Annotated in this window: 16 protein-coding genes; 10 read left to right on the top strand and 6 right to left on the bottom strand. The window is 71.7% G+C overall.

Going from position 1 to position 14,380, the window contains the following annotated elements:
* Nucleotides 1-167: 167 nt before the first annotated feature.
* Together OG899_RS26240 and OG899_RS26235 are read right to left on the bottom strand one after the other, a co-directional pair.
* Nucleotides 168-524: a hypothetical protein gene (locus OG899_RS26240; RefSeq protein WP_285876580.1), complete on the bottom strand. Its 357-nt coding sequence runs from the start codon at nucleotides 522-524 to the stop codon at nucleotides 168-170.
* Nucleotides 525-716: 192 nt separating this feature from the next.
* Nucleotides 717-1,619, bottom strand: a complete 903-nt coding sequence (locus tag OG899_RS26235; RefSeq protein WP_406311184.1) for an AraC family transcriptional regulator — start codon at nucleotides 1,617-1,619, stop codon at nucleotides 717-719.
* Between the two features lie 95 nt (nucleotides 1,620-1,714).
* Here OG899_RS26235 and OG899_RS26230 point away from each other — a divergent pair, with 95 nt between their 5' ends.
* A complete protein-coding gene (locus tag OG899_RS26230; protein ID WP_251505337.1) occupies nucleotides 1,715-2,632 on the top strand; it encodes an MBL fold metallo-hydrolase in 918 nt (305 codons plus the stop codon).
* A 173-nt stretch (nucleotides 2,633-2,805) separates the two neighbouring features.
* On the opposite strand, the gene OG899_RS26225 is transcribed toward OG899_RS26230, so the two are convergent.
* Nucleotides 2,806-3,744, bottom strand: coding sequence for an NADP-dependent oxidoreductase (locus tag OG899_RS26225; protein ID WP_189428067.1), 939 nt, complete (start codon nucleotides 3,742-3,744; stop codon nucleotides 2,806-2,808).
* Nucleotides 3,741-4,211: a MarR family winged helix-turn-helix transcriptional regulator gene (locus OG899_RS26220; protein WP_125498124.1), complete on the bottom strand. Its 471-nt coding sequence runs from the start codon at nucleotides 4,209-4,211 to the stop codon at nucleotides 3,741-3,743. The genes OG899_RS26225 and OG899_RS26220 overlap by 4 nt, the downstream gene beginning before the upstream one ends.
* A gap of 147 nt (nucleotides 4,212-4,358) precedes the next feature.
* On the opposite strand from OG899_RS26220, the gene OG899_RS26215 reads away from it, so the two are divergent.
* From OG899_RS26215 to OG899_RS26200, 4 genes are all read left to right on the top strand, one after another.
* Entirely contained in the window at nucleotides 4,359-5,570 is a 1,212-nt protein-coding gene (locus OG899_RS26215) for an MFS transporter (protein ID WP_168131653.1), read from the top strand.
* Between the two features lie 55 nt (nucleotides 5,571-5,625).
* On the top strand, nucleotides 5,626-6,054 hold the full coding sequence (locus OG899_RS26210) for a heme-binding protein (protein WP_168131654.1): 429 nt from the start codon (nucleotides 5,626-5,628) through the stop codon (nucleotides 6,052-6,054).
* 105 nt (nucleotides 6,055-6,159) lie between these two features.
* Complete coding sequence (locus OG899_RS26205) at nucleotides 6,160-6,984, top strand: aldo/keto reductase (protein ID WP_168131655.1); 825 nt, start codon at nucleotides 6,160-6,162, stop codon at nucleotides 6,982-6,984.
* Nucleotides 6,985-7,249: 265 nt separating this feature from the next.
* Nucleotides 7,250-8,290, top strand: a complete 1,041-nt coding sequence (locus tag OG899_RS26200) for a TIGR03571 family LLM class oxidoreductase (RefSeq protein WP_168131656.1) — start codon at nucleotides 7,250-7,252, stop codon at nucleotides 8,288-8,290.
* Between the two features lie 191 nt (nucleotides 8,291-8,481).
* Here the strand turns inward: OG899_RS26200 and OG899_RS26195 are convergent, their stop codons facing one another.
* Nucleotides 8,482-8,925: an ATP-binding protein gene (locus OG899_RS26195; RefSeq protein WP_229814145.1), complete on the bottom strand. Its 444-nt coding sequence runs from the start codon at nucleotides 8,923-8,925 to the stop codon at nucleotides 8,482-8,484.
* Between the two features lie 310 nt (nucleotides 8,926-9,235).
* Between OG899_RS26195 and OG899_RS26190 the strand changes: the two genes are divergently transcribed.
* The 4 genes from OG899_RS26190 (at nucleotide 9,236) to OG899_RS26175 (ending at nucleotide 12,748) form a co-directional block, all read left to right on the top strand.
* Nucleotides 9,236-10,108, top strand: coding sequence for a helix-turn-helix transcriptional regulator (locus OG899_RS26190; protein ID WP_168131657.1), 873 nt, complete (start codon nucleotides 9,236-9,238; stop codon nucleotides 10,106-10,108).
* Entirely contained in the window at nucleotides 10,105-10,350 is a 246-nt protein-coding gene (locus OG899_RS26185) for a DUF397 domain-containing protein (protein WP_125498131.1), read from the top strand. Before OG899_RS26190 ends, OG899_RS26185 begins: the two co-directional genes overlap by 4 nt.
* 81 nt (nucleotides 10,351-10,431) lie before the next feature.
* The gene (locus OG899_RS26180) at nucleotides 10,432-11,250 is read left to right on the top strand and encodes an SAM-dependent methyltransferase (RefSeq protein ID WP_125498132.1); all 819 of its coding nucleotides are present in this window, start codon (nucleotides 10,432-10,434) and stop codon (nucleotides 11,248-11,250) included.
* 298 nt (nucleotides 11,251-11,548) lie between these two features.
* Entirely contained in the window at nucleotides 11,549-12,748 is a 1,200-nt protein-coding gene (locus tag OG899_RS26175) for a spore photoproduct lyase family protein (RefSeq protein ID WP_125498133.1), read from the top strand.
* A 107-nt stretch (nucleotides 12,749-12,855) separates the two neighbouring features.
* Here OG899_RS26175 and OG899_RS26170 read toward each other — a convergent pair whose 3' ends face one another.
* The gene (locus tag OG899_RS26170) at nucleotides 12,856-13,893 is read right to left on the bottom strand and encodes a zinc-binding alcohol dehydrogenase family protein (RefSeq protein ID WP_125498134.1); all 1,038 of its coding nucleotides are present in this window, start codon (nucleotides 13,891-13,893) and stop codon (nucleotides 12,856-12,858) included.
* A 106-nt stretch (nucleotides 13,894-13,999) separates the two neighbouring features.
* Between OG899_RS26170 and OG899_RS26165 the strand changes: the two genes are divergently transcribed.
* A complete protein-coding gene (locus tag OG899_RS26165) occupies nucleotides 14,000-14,362 on the top strand; it encodes a helix-turn-helix domain-containing protein (RefSeq protein WP_168131659.1) in 363 nt (120 codons plus the stop codon).
* The last annotated feature ends 18 nt before the right edge of the window (nucleotides 14,363-14,380 follow it).

The following is a 14,380-nucleotide window of genomic DNA, read 5'->3' as shown; positions in this document are numbered from 1 at the left end:
GCCCGGCGCGTCGGCGGCGTGGGCGCACGTCGTCGGCGCGAGCGCGTCGTGCGTGCGGGCCGTGGTCGGTGCGTGCACCGTGGCCGGGTCTCCCGGGCAGGCCCGGCGGGCGCCGGGCCGGGGGGAACCGGCCACGGGCCACACGGGTGCCGTGTCGCGCGTCTGCCTCAGGGCCGGGCCGGTTCCCCGCCGGACGGGCTCCGCTCCGTCGACCGGGCCGAGCCGGCCGGCAGGGCAAGGCGTTCGGCGGTGGGGGAACCCGGTTCGACCGTGGCCGGTCCGAGGGTCTGCTCGGGGTCGTCGACGGGGGCGAACGCCTCGTAGCCCTGCACCAGGTCTCCGACGAGCGGGTGGTGCAGGTGTGTGGTCCCGTGGGTGCGCTGGTACACGTCGTGCTCTCCCCACCAGCGGCGGCACACCCGGCCGGTGCCGACCGGGCCTCGGCGGCCCGAGCAGCTGGACGACCACCTCGCCGGCGCCGACGTCGAACTCGGCGAGGACCTGCTCGACGCGATCGACGCCATCGTGCCGCCGGGTGTCGATCCGCACTCCGGAAACTTCTGCATCGAGCCCACCCCGCCGTCACCGACCGACGTCTGCGGCGCCGCTGAGACCCTCCGGCCGCACGGCGGCCTTCGGGCACGGCACCAGGCCGGGGAGGAGGTGCCTGCCGGGGTCGGCGGGTGCCTCGACGCCCCGGCTGCGAAGTGGCCGGGCTACGGAGTGGCTGTGTCGGGCTGTGGGGTGTCCGTGCCGGCGCGGTAGCGCCCCGGGGGCAGGCCGAAGTGGCGTTTGAAGGCATGGGCGAAGGCGAACGGCGAGCCGTAGCCGACCTGGCGGGCGATCGCGGGCAGCGGCCGGTCGCTCTCCCTGAGCAGGTGGGCGGCGGTGATCATGCGCCACCAGGTGAGGTAGGCCATGGGCGGTTGTCCGGTGAGGGCCGTGAACCGCCGGGCGAGGGTCGCGCGCGACACCCCGACGTGGGCGGCCAGGTCCTCCAGTCGCCACGGGGCGGCCGGGTCGCTGTGCAGGGCCCGGAGAGCCGCGGCGACCTCGCTGTCGTGCAGTGCCCGCGGCCAGCCGGTTCCCGGGTGTTCGTCGAACCAGGCCCGCACCATGTACACCAGCAGCAGATCGAGCAGCCCGGATATCACGCAGTCCCGGCCGGGCCGGTCGCCGGTCGTCTCACCGGCGAGCAGGTCGACGGCCGCCCGCAGGTCGGGGTGCCGGCCGAGGCGGCGCGGGAGGTGGACGACGTCGGGCAGCTCCGTCAGCAGCGGATGCGTGCGCCCCCGGTCGATGCGGTACTTGCCGCACAGGAACTCGGTGCGGCCCTCCGGGTCGTCCACCGCGGCGTCGAAAGGCACCGCACCCCGGTCCCCGGGCGAGTCCGAAAGCACATGGGCGCTGCCGTGCGGCACCAGGACGACGTCCCCGGCGTCCAGCGGCACCGGTGCGCCGTGCTCCGGCACCAGCCAGCCGGTGCCGCGCAGCAGCACATGGAAGCCGGCACCGTCGTAGCGGTCGAACCGGAAGCACCAGGGGCCGGACACCCGGGCCCGGCTGGCGGCCGGCCGGCCGGCGCGCATGGCGGTGATCACGTCGCTGAGCACGTCCATGCTCGCACTGTACGGCGCGCTCGCCGAGACGGACACGTATGCAGATGGGACGTTCACGTATTGGTCTGCGCGGCCCTGGCCCCTAGCGTGGCCGTATGCAGCGTTTTCAGCTCGGCGATGTCGAGATCACGAAGGTGGTCGAGTGGCAGGGGGAGATCGCCCCCGCCCGGTCGATCGTCCCGGACAGCACGGACCGGGTCTGGAAGGAGCACGAGTCCCTCCTCGTGCCGGATCACTACGACCCGCGGACCGGTATGTACCGCGGGGCCGCGCAGACCTGGGTGCTGCGCAGCGAGGGGAAGATCGTCCTCGTCGACACCGGGGTGGGCAACGACCGTCACCGGCCGCAGATGCCGCTGTTCGACCACCTGTCGACGGACTTCCTGGACCGGCTCGCCGAGGCCGGGGTGCGCCCGGAGCAGGTGGACGTCGTGATCAACACGCACATCCACTACGACCACGTGGGCTGGAACACCCGCCTGCGCGACGGCGTCTGGACGCCGACGTTCCCGAACGCCACCTATCTGATCCCGAAGACCGACCAGGTCTATTTCGATCCGCGCAACGCCCACCGTCGCCGCGCGCCCCGCGACGAGCAGGAGCGGCGCCGTTTCGAGGGCAGCCGCTTCGTCTACGCCGACAGCATCGCACCCGTCCTCGGCCGGGCGGTGCTCTGGGAGGGCGCCTACCGGATCGACGGAAACCTGAGTCTGGAGCCCGCCCCGGGGCACACCCCGGGATCCTGCGTCGTGCGGCTGTCCTCCGGTTCCGACCGCGCCGTGTTCGTGGGCGATGTGCTGCACAGCCCGGTGCAGATCGTCGAGCCGGACTGGAACAGCTGCTTCTGCGAGGATCCGGGGCGGGCCGCGGCGACCCGCCGCGCGCTGCTGGAACGCGCCGCGGACGAACGCGAACTGGTGGTGCCCGCGCACTTCGGCGGTGCGGGGGCGGTGTGGGTCCGGCGTGAGGGCAGCCGATACGCCGTCGCCCCCTGGGAGCCCGCAGCCCCCTGACGAGTCGGGCACGGCCGGGACGGCGGTCGCGGCCGCCCGCCGTGCCGGATGGACGTGTGACCCGCATCGACCCCGACACAGGGGGTGATGCGGGTCACACGTGTGCGGGGCGGTCGCCGCGATGCCGTGTCCGCGGCCGACCGCGTCGTCCGGGCCGGCCGCTGACGGGGTGCTCAGGAGTCCTGGGGCTCCGTCACGGACAGCACGAGCTTGCCGCGGGTGTGGCCCTGACTGCTCAGCCGCCAGGCCTCGGCCGCCTGCTCGAGCGGAAACACCCGGTCGACGAAGACGGTCAGCTTCCCCTGATCGACCAGCTCCGCCAGGTCCGTCAGGTCCGCCGCGTCGGGGCGGACCCAGACGTAGTGGCCGCCCTTCGCGACGGCCTCGGGGTCGGCGATGGACGCCATTCGCTCCGGGCTGTGCACCAGGCCCAGCGAGACGTCCACGGCGTCCCCTCCGACGAAGTCCAGGACCGCGTCGACACCCTCGGGCGCCAGCCGCCCCACGCGCTCGGCGAGTCCGTCGCCGTAGGCCACCGGCTCCGCGCCGAGCCGCCGCACGAAGTCGTGGTTGCGGGGGCTGGCCGTACCGATGACCCGGGCGCCGAGCGCGGCGGCGATCTGGACGCCCAGCGAGCCGACGCCGCCCGCGGCCGCGTGCACCAGGACGGTGTCACCGGCATGGACGCCGACTCTCGTGACGGCCTGGTAGGCGGTGAGCCCGGCGAGCGGGACGCCCGCGGCCTGCTCCCAAGACAGAGCGGCGGGTTTGCGGGCCAGCATGCGCACATGCGCGGAGACCAGTTCGGCGTAGGCACCGAGCTGGGCGATGTCCTTGCGGATGTAGCCGAAGACCTCGTCGCCGGGCGCGAACTCCTCGACGTCGAAACCGACCCGCTCGACCACTCCGGCCACGTCCCAGCCGGGGATCAGCGGGAAGCGCGTCTCCATGATCGCGTCCAGGCGTCCCTCGGCGAGCTTCCAGTCCACCGGGTTGACGCCGGCCGCCTTCACCCGGATCAGCACCTCACCGGGGGCCACCTTGGGGTCGGGGACCTCGATCAGCCGCAGCGCGTCCGGGCCACCGTATCCGTCGAGCGCGATCGCCTTCATGCCGCCGTCACCACCGGTGCGCGCACGGCTTCCACGGCTCGCACCAGCGGGCGGAGCCGAGGGTCGCGGGCGGCCCGGGCGAGCGCTTCGCCCAGGGCCGCCTCGTTGACCGGACGTGCCGCCTCGAGCAGCTCCAGGCCCGCGTCGGTGACGTCGGTGTAGATGCCCCGCCGGTCGGTGGGGCACAGGTACCGCGAGAGCAGGCCGCGGTCCTCCAGGCGGCTGACGAGACGGGTGGTGGCGCTCTGGCTGAGCACGACGGCGTCGGCGACCTGCTTCATCTGCAGATGGCCCCCTTCCCCGTCGTGCTGGCGGCTCAGCACGTCCAGCAGGGAGTACTCGCGCACACTCAGACCGTACGCGGCCTGCAGCCGGCGCTCCAGGTGGGACTCGATCCTGTCGTGCAGCAGGGACAACGCGCACCAGCCGTGAGCCAGGGCGGTGAGCGCAGGGTTGGTTGCGGTCATCGGGGCCTCCTTCGTCGGGCCGTTCCCCAATGATTGCACACGAAGGCAAAACCATGACGCTTTTTTTGCGTTTGACGTTATACAGCGTCTGCAACTATTGTCCTCGGACGTAAGCGCCTCACGCAATCTTTTGGAGGGTGGCTCCCCATGCCTCTCGCGCTCCTGGCACTGGCCATCGGGGCCTTCGGGATCGGCACCACCGAATTCGTGATCATGGGCGTGCTGCCTCAGGTCGCGGACGACTTCGGCGTGTCCATCCCCACGGCCGGCTGGCTGGTCTCCGGTTACGCACTCGGCGTCGTCATCGGCGCGCCGCTGCTGACCGTGCTGGGCACCAAGGTGTCCCGCAAGAAGATGCTCATGTTCCTGATGGCGTTGTTCGTCGCCGGCAACGCGCTGTCCGCTCTCGCGCCCGTCTTCGGTCTCATGCTGACCGGCCGGGTCGTCGCCTCCCTCGCGCACGGTGCGTTCTTCGGCATCGGCTCGGTGGTCGCCGCCGACCTGGTGGCCCCGGAGAAGAAGGCGTCGGCCATCTCCCTGATGTTCATGGGCCTGACCGTGGCCAACATCGTCGGTGTTCCCGCGGGCACCTGGATCGGGCAGGCGGCCGGCTGGCGTGTCACCTTCCTCATCGTCGCCGCCCTGGGCGTCGTCGGCCTGCTGGGCGTGGCCGGGCTGGTGCCGGAGAAGGGACGGCCCGAGGCCCCGAACGTGCGCAACGAGTTCGCCGCGTTCCGCAATGTGCAGGTGTGGCTGGCCATGGCGATGACGGTGCTCGGCTACGGCGGTGTGTTCGCCGCGATCACCTACATCACCCCGATGATGACCGAGGTCGCCGGCTACACCGAGTCCGCCGTGACCTGGCTGCTCGTCCTGTTCGGCGTCGGGATGTTCCTGGGCAACCTGCTCGGCGGCACGTTCGCCGACCGCGCCCTGATGCCGATGCTGTTCACCGCCCTGGGCGCCCTGGCCCTGGCCCTGCTGCTGTTCACCGTGACCGCCCACGACAAGGTGCCCGCCGCGATCACTCTCTCCCTGATCGGCGCGCTCGGCTTCGCGACCGTGCCGCCCCTGCAGAAGTGGGTGCTCGACCAGGCATCGGCGGCACCGACCCTGGCCTCGGCCGCCAACATCGGTGCGTTCAACCTGGGCAACGCCCTGGCCGCGTGGCTCGGTGGCGTCGTCATCGACGCGGGCCTGGGCTACACCTCCCCGAACTGGGTCGGCGCCCTGCTGTCCGGAACCGCCCTGCTGCTCGCCTTCCTCGCCGCCCACCTCGACCGCCGTTCCCGCGCGGCCGGCCGCGTCGTCGCCCGGTCCGCGGCGGACGCGAGCGCCCCGGTGGCCGCCCGGCACTGACCGCGCCCGCCGGCACTCCGTTCCTGTTTGTCCCTCTGCTGTGAAGGAACCCGTGATGACCACATCCGTCACCACCGCTGTCGCTCCGCTGACCACCCAGGAGGCGGACGTCCTCGTCACCGCCGCGCGCCGGGCCGCCGAGGCCGCCGGCATCTCCGTGAGCGTCACCGTGCTCGACGCCGGCGGCCACCTGCTGGCCTTCCGCCGGGACGACCGGGCCGTGCTGATCTCCGGCGAGACCAGCACCCGCAAGGCCTACACGGCACTCCAGCTGGACGCGCCGACGGCCGACCTGGTGGACCTGGTCAAGCCGGAGGGGCCGTTCCACAGCCTGCCCACCGCGCTCGACAAGCCGCTGCTGTTCATCGCCGGCGGCCTGCCGATCCACCGCGACGGCCGCCTCATCGGCGCCATCGGCGTCGGCGGCGGCGCACCCGAGCAGGACCACACCGTGGCCGCCACCGCGCTCGAGGGACTGTCCTGATCGTCCGTACATCCCGGCAGGTCGTCACCGACCGGGCATCCGGCGCGGCACCGCGCCGGAGCCGCAGCGACCACACCGACTGACATCGACCGAAGGAGACACACCATGACCACCGTCCCCACCGTCCGGCTCCGCAACGGCGTCGAGATCCCCCAGCTCGGCTTCGGCGTCTTCCAGGTCCCCGACGACCAGACCGCCGACGCCGTCACGGCCGCCCTCGAGGCCGGTTACCGCAGCATCGACACCGCCGCCGTCTACGGCAACGAGACCGGTGTGGGCCGTGCTCTGAGCGCCTCGGGCCTGCCCCGCGAGGAGCTGTTCGTCACCACGAAGCTGTGGAACACCGACCAGGGCTACGACGCCACGCTGAAGGCCTTCGACGCGAGCCTGGGCAAGCTGGGCCTGGACTACGTCGACATGTACCTCATCCACTGGCCCGCCCCGGCCCGTGACGTGTACCGCGAGTCGTGGAAGGCCATCGCGAAGCTGGCCGAGGAGGGCCGCATCAAGGCGGCGGGCGTGTCCAACTTCCAGCCGGCCCACCTCAGGCGCCTGCTGCAGGACAGCGACCTGGTGCCGGCCGTCAACCAGGTCGAACTCCACCCCGGCCTGCAGCAGAAGGAGCTGCGCGCCGTGCACGCCGAACTCGGCATCGCCACGGAGGCGTGGAGCCCGCTGGCGCAGGGTGCGGTGCTGAAGGACGAGGCGATCACCACCGTCGCCGAGCGGCACGGCAAGTCGCCCGCCCAGGTCGTGCTGCGCTGGCACCTGCAGCTCGGCAACATCGTCATCCCGAAGTCGGTGACGCCCGCCCGCATCCGGGAGAACATCGACGTCTTCGACTTCTCCCTCTCCGACGACGAGATGGCCGCCATCGCCGCCCTGGACCGCGGCATGCGCACCGGCCCGGACCCGGACACCTTCAACTGAGTCCGTCCGGCGGACGGCGTCGCCGCGCCCGTGCCCCGGCGCGGCGACGCCGGTGAGCTCCGGTCCGGTGCACACGGCCGCACGGCGCGGCAGCGAGCCGGTGCACGACGCCGGCGAGCGACGGCGCCGCCGCGGCCGGTGTGCCGGGCCCCGCCTTGCACACCGTGCTCCCGGACCGACCCGGCGCACGGCCCCGTACGTCCCCTGCGACCCCGACGACCGCCCCGCATACCTGGTGACACCGGACCGAAAGGTGTGACAGCACATGTCCCCCGCCCCCACCGCCCTGGACCGGCTCGTGAGCCGCGAACCCCTGCCGACCCTGGGTCTCGAACTGCCGCTGGACAACGACTGGGGCAGCACCCGGCTGCGTGCCGACCGGGCCGCCGGACGCCCCTTCGGCGTCCCGGACCTGACCCGCCACGCCGACCTGGCCCGGCTCGCCGACGAGCTGGGGTTCGCGGCCCTGTGGGTGCGGGACGTGCCCCTGTACGACCCCGACCGGTTCGGTGACGCCGGTTCCGTCTTCGAGGCGTTCACCCACCTCGGGCATCTCGCGGCCGTCACCGAGCGGGCGGTGCTCGGCACCGCCGCGGTGGTGCTGCCGCTGCGGCAGCCGCTGCTGGTCGCCAAGGCGGCGGCCACGGTCGACGTCCTCTCCGGCGGCCGGTTCGTCCTGGGCCTGGCCAGCGGGGACCGGCCGGTGGAGTACCCCCTGTTCGGTGCGGACTTCCACGGCCGTGGCGCCCGGTTCCGCGAGGGCGTGGAGATCCTGCGGGCCGCCTGGGCCCACCGGCCCGTCGGCGAGGGCATGAGCCTTCCCGGCCTCGGGCTCGGCGCCGACCGCCCTCTGGAGGTGCTGCCGAAACCGACGGGGCCGTCCGTGCCGATCGCCGTCGCCGGGCACGCGCAGCAGTCCGCGGAGTGGATCGCGCACAACGCCGACGCCTCGCTGAACTATCCGCGTCCCCTGGGGGCGCTCCGCCTGGCGACACGCCGGTGGCAGGAGCTGACGGCGGAATCGCCCAAGCCGTACCTGACCCCCATGCAGCTGGATCTGACCGAGGACGCGTCCGTCCCGGCCACCCCGATCCGGCTCGGCCTGCGGACCGGGCGTGAGGCGCTGGTGGAGCATCTGCGGCAGATGGGCGAGCTGGGTGTCGCCCATGTCTCCTTCAATCTCCGTCCCGGTGACCGCCCGGTCGAGGAGGTGCTGCACGAGCTGGCCGAGACGGTCCTGCCGCACTTCCCTCCCGCCGGCGGCGCGGGGACCCCGGCGGGCGCGGACACCGTCGCCGCGTCCTGACCGCCGCGCTGCGGCGCGGCACCCCGACGTCCGGCACCGTGCACCCACGCACGGTGCCGGACCGTTCACATGGCGGCGCCCGGCCCGTCCGGTGACCTGATGGATGTGCCGGTCACCGCGAGCCGGGCGCCCGCCGTGTCGCGGGACCTGCGGGCCGGCGGCGGGACGGAGCGGTCACCGGCCCGCACCCTTCACCGGCCGGTCCCCAGGTCCGCCCACACCACGTTCCCTCCCGCCCTCATGGAACGAGCCGATCCCCAGCAGTCCGCGATCTGCTGCACGAGGAACAGGCCCCGTCCGTGCTCCTCACCGGGGTCGGCCCGGCGTTCGGCGGGGTGCAGGGGTGTGTCGCCGTCGTCGTGGACCTCGATGTGCAGGCTCTCGCCGCCGGTCAGGACGATGCCGCACAGGAAGTGGCCGCTGCGTGTGTGCCGTACGACGTTCGTCGTCAGCTCGGAGACGAGCAGTACGGCGTCGCAGCACAGATCGCCGGGTACGTCCCAGGCCACCAGCTGATCGCGCACCATGTCGCGAGCCGCCTTCACATGGGTGCGCAGAGCGGGAAGACCGAACCAGAATTCCCGGTCCGGCACGGTGGTGGCCAAGGCCTGGGCGGTGGTCGCGTGGGGGATCAAGTTGTCGCCTTCCAAGGGAGACGGTGCGCGGTGGGCGGGGCGGGAGGCTGTCGGCCCAGGTGGGGAGCGGCACGCACGGGGGTCGGCCCGCGCGGTGTGGAGCCGTCCGGATCGCCAACCTTGTGCTTTTCGCACGGAGTTGAGGACCCATCACAGATGTGGGCGCGAGTGCTCACAGGTCAACTATGCTCGCGACCGCGTTCATGCTGCAACCAGCTCCCTGATATTTTCAGCGCGACGGTATCGCTCTAGCGTGTTCATCAACTGGCTGCCAGAATCAGCCTGGTGACAGATCATCAGGAGGTAGGGCGTGAGTGAGGCCCGTTCCGGCTCCGGCACCAGCGCGCCCACGGTTCTGCGCATGATCCTCGGCCACAGATTGCAGGACATGCGGCAGAACGTGGGCGCCTCCCTGGAGGACGCCGCAAAGGCACTGCGCGTGACACCCCTGACGATCCGCCGGCTGGAGAAGGCCGAGGTCGCGTTGAAGCCTCTGTATGTCGAGAAGCTTCTGCAGACCTATGGCGCGGATCAGCAGGAGATCGACGAATTCGTCGCCATGGCGGAAAGGGCGAACAAACCCGGTTGGTGGCACGCCTACCGAGATGTCGTCCCCAGCTGGTTCACCGCTTATGTGAGCCTGGAGACCGGCGCCAAGACCCTGCGCACCTATGAACCGCACTATGTCACGGGACTGCTGCAGACCCGCGAGTACGCGCGGTGTGTGCTGCGCGGCGGCTTCCCCAACGACAGCGAGGAGGAGCTGGAGCGCCGCGTGGAGCTGCGGCTGCGCCGCCAGAGCCTGCTGGAGAGAGCGGACGCACCCACCCTGTGGGTCGTCATGGAGGAAGCCGTGCTGCACCGGGCGGTGGGCGGTCCGGATGTGATGCGCCATCAGATAGACCGGCTGCTGGAGGCGAGTGAACTCGATCATGTCAGCCTCGACATCGTTCCGTTCTCGGCAGGCGCGCACGTCGGGGCGTGCGCACCCTTCACCTACTTCCGGTTCGAGGAGCCGGAGCTGCCCGACATCGTCTACAGCGAACTCCTGACCGCTTCCGTCTACCTGGACGATCGCGCGGACGTGGTCGCCCACCTCGAGGCGCACTCCCGCATGGCACTGCTGACGTCGTCCCAGGAGAGCAAGGCGATCTTGACTCGCATGCGCAAGGAGTACTCATGACCGATGTACGCGTCTACAACGGCATGCCCGCCTCGGATCTCGGGGAGCAGGGCTGGGAGCGGCCCTGGAGCGGCCCCAACGGCGGTCAGTGCGTGGAGACGAAGCAGCTCGCCGACGGCCGTGTGGCCGTGCGGCAGTCGACCGATCCCACCGGACCCGCGCTGATCTACACACCCGAGGAGATCACCGCTTTCGTCCGCGGGGTCAAACAGGGACTGGCCGACCATCTCACGGCCGGATGACACCGACGGCAGCCGGACGGACCCGACCGGTCCCGTTCCCGGCCTGCGGGCACACAGTTCACCACCTTCGAAGGGGACAGCATGACCAACAGCCAGGCCGGCCGGGATCTCGACACGAGCCGGCCGCACTCGGCCCGGATGTACGACTACTACCTCGGCGGCAAGGACCACTTCGAAGTCGACAAGAAGGCCGCCGCCGCCGTCGCGGACGCCTATCCCGGCATCTTCGTGTGCGCCCGTGAGAACCGCGCGTTCATGCACCGGGCCACTCGGGTCCTGGCCCGGGAGTACGGCATCCGGCAGTGGCTGGACATCGGCACCGGCATCCCGACCGAACCGAACCTGCACCAGGTCGCCCAGGCCGTGGCGCCCGAGGCGCGGATCGTCTACGCCGACAACGATCCGCTGGTCCTCAAGTACGCCGAGCGTCTGATGCGCAGCACGCCCGAGGGGCGCACCACGTACATCGAGGCCGACGTCAACGAGCCCGAGGCGCTGCTGGAGGCCGTGGAGGCGTCGGGGGTCCTCGACTTCGACCGTCCTGTCGCACTGTCCCTCAACGCGCTGATGCACTTCGTCACCGACGAGCAGGACCCGTACGGCATCGTCGCCCGGCTCCTCGCCCCGTTCCCCGCGGGCAGCGCCCTCGCCCTGAGTCACTGCACACCTGACTTCGACCCGGACACCTGGGAGAAGGTCACCGCGATCTACACCGATGCCGGCACTCCGGTGCAGTTCCGTGCGCAGAAGGACGTGGCGCGGTTCTTCGACGGGCTCGAGCTGATCGAACCGGGTGTCTGCCTCGGGCACCGCTGGCGGCCGGACACCCGCACCGACGAGGGCCCAAAGCCCACGGACGCCGAGGTCAGCCTGTGGGCGGGCGTGGGCATCAAGCGCTGACCGCTCGCCGGCACACGCGGGTGCCGCCGCAGGACGTGTGCGGACACCCGCGTCGTGCACCACGGCGGCCTGGCGCATGCCGGGAAGACCTCGGAGGGGGTGGGAGGCACATGTGCTCGCGGGTGCCGCCCACCCCCGCCGGTGCGGGGGCAGGAGTCGCCGGGTGTCAGCCGGAGGCGGGGCACCTGTCCCTTTTCGTGGTGTCCGGCACACCTGCCTACAGTGGGAGGAGATCCGGGCCGGTCGCCGTCCTGCCGGGACCGGCCCGTCCACCCGTCTCCTTGCTCCGGAGCCCGCCATGACCCGACGGTCCGCCGCACCGGCCGACGGCTCCGACGCCCTGTTCGGCCTGGAGGCCCTGCACACGCCGGACCGGCAGGCTGCCTCCACCCCCGCCACGGACCATGCGCCCGGCGACACGTTCCGTGACAGCGACACGGCGCGGCGGCTGCTGCCCGTGCGGCACATCTACGCCGAACCGGCCGCCGCTGCGTCGCCGCGCGGCCGGCAGATCCTGGAGCGCTTCCCGGACGCGCAGGTGACCGAGGTTCCCTCGCACTGGGGGATCCCCGGACTGCACGGCAACGAGGGCAATGTGGAGCGCTGGGTGCGCATCAAGGCCGAGACGCTGGTGCTCGGGGTGCGGAAGAGCCTCACCGCACGTCCCAACGGCCGGTCCGCGGACTTCATCGCCCCGGGGCCGTCCAACGGGTGCGCCCTGTCCTGCGCCTACTGCTACGTGCCGCGCCGCAAGGGGTACGCCAACCCGATCACCGTCTTCACCAACATCGACCGGATCATCGGCTACCTGGGCCGGCACATCGCGCGCCAGGGCACCAAGCCGGAGCCCAACCAGTGCGACGACACGGCGTGGGTGTACGACTTCGGGGAGAACGGGGACTGCTCGGTGGACGCCCTGATCTGCGACAACACCGCGGACCTGGTACGCGCCTTCCGGCAGTGGCCCACGGCCAAGGCGTCCTTCGCCACCAAGTTCGTCAACCCCGACCTGCTGGGCTACGACCCTGGCGGCCGCACCCGCATCCGGTTCTCCCTCATGCCCCCCGAGGACGCACGTCTGCTGGACCTGCGCACCTCGCCGGTCCCCGAGCGCATCACGGCCGCCGCCGACTTCCTGGACGCGGGGTACGAGGTCCACTTCAACCTCTCCCCCGTCGTACTGCGGCCCGGCTGGCGCGCGGCGTGGGCCGAGCTGCTCCAGCACCTGGACGACGTGCTGCCGGAGCGGGTCAAACGCCAGGCCGCCGCCGAGGTGATCATGCTGACCCACAACCAGGGTCTGCACGAGGTCAACCTCGGCTGGCATCCCACAGCGGAGGACGTGCTGTGGCGCCCGGACATCCAGCAGACCAAACGCTCGCAGAACGGCGCGGTCAACGTCCGCTACCGCAACCGCGTCAAGCGCGAGGCCGTGGAGGAGCTGCGCCGGCTGATCGCCGCGCACGCGCCCTGGCTGCGCATCCGGTACGCCTTCTGAGCGGGACGCCCACCGTGGGGCATCCCGCACCGACCCGGCCGGCACCTCCCCCGTGAACAATGTCGTCCGCCGTGCCGCTTCGCCCGGATCGGCCGGCGGACGGAGGGTCACTCGCCGAATCCGGTGAGGGTGGTCTTGCCGATGGCGGTGCCGGACTCCTGGATGCGGTGGGCCTCGCGCAGATTGGCCGCGGTGACCGGGCCGAGGTCGCGGGTGGCGGTGGTGGTGAGGACGCCGGCGTCCACCAGACGGGCGACCTGGGTGAGGATGTGGTGCTGCACCGCCTGGTCGGCCGTGCGGAACATGGAGCGGGTGAACATGAACTCCCAGTGGAAGGAGATGCTCTTCGGCTTCAGCACACCGACCGGCAGGGAGTCGAAGTCGTCGATGGCGACCATGCGCCCGAAGGGTTTCATCGCCTCGGCGAAGGCGGCCATGTTGACGTCGGTGCCGATGGTGGAGAAGACGTAGTCCAGGCCGCCGGGGGCCACCTCGGCGAGCTGCGGGACGAGCGGCTTGTGGTGGTCGACGACATGCTGCACGCCCATCCGGCGGGCGAATTCCTCGGTCTCCGGACGCGAGGCGGTGCCGATCACGGTGAGGCTGGTCAGGGCCCGCGCCAGCTGGGCGGTCACGGAGCCGACACCGCCCGCGGCGGCCGTGATCAGCAGGGCGCCGGTCTGTTCCAGGGCGCCAGTGTGCAGGCCGAGCCGCTCGAACAGGCCCTCCCAGGCGGTGAGCGCGGTCAGCGGAAGCGCCGCGGCCTCGGTGAAGGACAGGGAGGCCGGCTTGCGGGCCACCAGCCGTTCGTCGACCGCGTGGTAGCGGGAGTCGGCACCGGGCCGGTTGAGATCCCCGGCGTAGTACACCTCGTCGCCCTCGGAGAACAGCGTGACCTCGTCGCCGACGGCGACGACCACGCCGGAGGCGTCCCAGCCGAGCACGCGGGGCTCACCGCCCGGGTCGGCGTTCTTGCGGACCTTGTAGTCCACGGGGTTGACGGCCACGGCCTCGACACGGACCAGGAGGTCCCGGGGGCCGGGCCGGGGCACGGGCAGCTCGAGGTCGACGAGGGCTTCGGGGTCCTCGATCGGCAGGCTCTTGCGGTAGGCGACGGCGGGCATCGTCCTGGGGATGTCGGTCATGGATGCTCCTCGCAGTGCTGTGGGTGCTGAGGGGACGCAGGCACCGTACTCATCGGATACCGGTTACCTGCAAGGACCATTAGTACCCGATGGTTACCATGACCGCATGGCGACTTCCCCCGCGCCCGCCGGCGCCTGCGACGACCGAAAGAGCGTCTACCTCGCGTCCTGCCCCTGCCGCGAGATGCTCGACCTGCTCGCCAACAAGTGGAGCGCGCTCGCGCTCGGCGCCCTGGAGGACGGGCCGCAGCGGTTCGGAGCGCTGCGCGCCCGTCTCCAGGGAGTGAGCCCGAAGGTGCTCACCCAGACGCTGCGGCGCCTGGAGGAGCACGGTCTCGTCCACCGTGAGGTCTTCCCCGAGGTCCCGCCGCGTGTCGAGTACAGCCTCACCGACCTCGGTGCGGACGCCTGCGTACCCCTTGCCCATCTGCGCAGCTGGGTCGAGCAGAACATCGACCGCTTCCCCTGACGCGGCGCCGCGAAGGCC

Source organism: Streptomyces thermoviolaceus, assembly GCF_045209695.1.
GTDB classification, from domain to species: domain Bacteria; phylum Actinomycetota; class Actinomycetes; order Streptomycetales; family Streptomycetaceae; genus Streptomyces; species Streptomyces thermoviolaceus.
Note: the sequence above shows the minus strand (reverse complement) of the source record. Positions and strands in the feature narration are given on the sequence as shown.

Coding starts and splice junctions, on each gene's coding strand:
- OG899_RS26240 (WP_285876580.1), bottom strand. CDS start 524: ATGGCGTCGATCGCGTCGAGCAGGTCCTCGCCGAGTTCGACGTCGGCG.
- OG899_RS26235 (WP_406311184.1), bottom strand. CDS start 1,619: ATGGACGTGCTCAGCGACGTGATCACCGCCATGCGCGCCGGCCGGCCG.
- OG899_RS26230 (WP_251505337.1), top strand. CDS start 1,715: ATGCAGCGTTTTCAGCTCGGCGATGTCGAGATCACGAAGGTGGTCGAG.
- OG899_RS26225 (WP_189428067.1), bottom strand. CDS start 3,744: ATGAAGGCGATCGCGCTCGACGGATACGGTGGCCCGGACGCGCTGCGG.
- OG899_RS26220 (WP_125498124.1), bottom strand. CDS start 4,211: ATGACCGCAACCAACCCTGCGCTCACCGCCCTGGCTCACGGCTGGTGC.
- OG899_RS26215 (WP_168131653.1), top strand. CDS start 4,359: ATGCCTCTCGCGCTCCTGGCACTGGCCATCGGGGCCTTCGGGATCGGC.
- OG899_RS26210 (WP_168131654.1), top strand. CDS start 5,626: ATGACCACATCCGTCACCACCGCTGTCGCTCCGCTGACCACCCAGGAG.
- OG899_RS26205 (WP_168131655.1), top strand. CDS start 6,160: ATGACCACCGTCCCCACCGTCCGGCTCCGCAACGGCGTCGAGATCCCC.
- OG899_RS26200 (WP_168131656.1), top strand. CDS start 7,250: ATGTCCCCCGCCCCCACCGCCCTGGACCGGCTCGTGAGCCGCGAACCC.
- OG899_RS26185 (WP_125498131.1), top strand. CDS start 10,105: ATGACCGATGTACGCGTCTACAACGGCATGCCCGCCTCGGATCTCGGG.
- OG899_RS26180 (WP_125498132.1), top strand. CDS start 10,432: ATGACCAACAGCCAGGCCGGCCGGGATCTCGACACGAGCCGGCCGCAC.
- OG899_RS26175 (WP_125498133.1), top strand. CDS start 11,549: ATGACCCGACGGTCCGCCGCACCGGCCGACGGCTCCGACGCCCTGTTC.
- OG899_RS26170 (WP_125498134.1), bottom strand. CDS start 13,893: ATGACCGACATCCCCAGGACGATGCCCGCCGTCGCCTACCGCAAGAGC.
- OG899_RS26165 (WP_168131659.1), top strand. CDS start 14,000: ATGGCGACTTCCCCCGCGCCCGCCGGCGCCTGCGACGACCGAAAGAGC.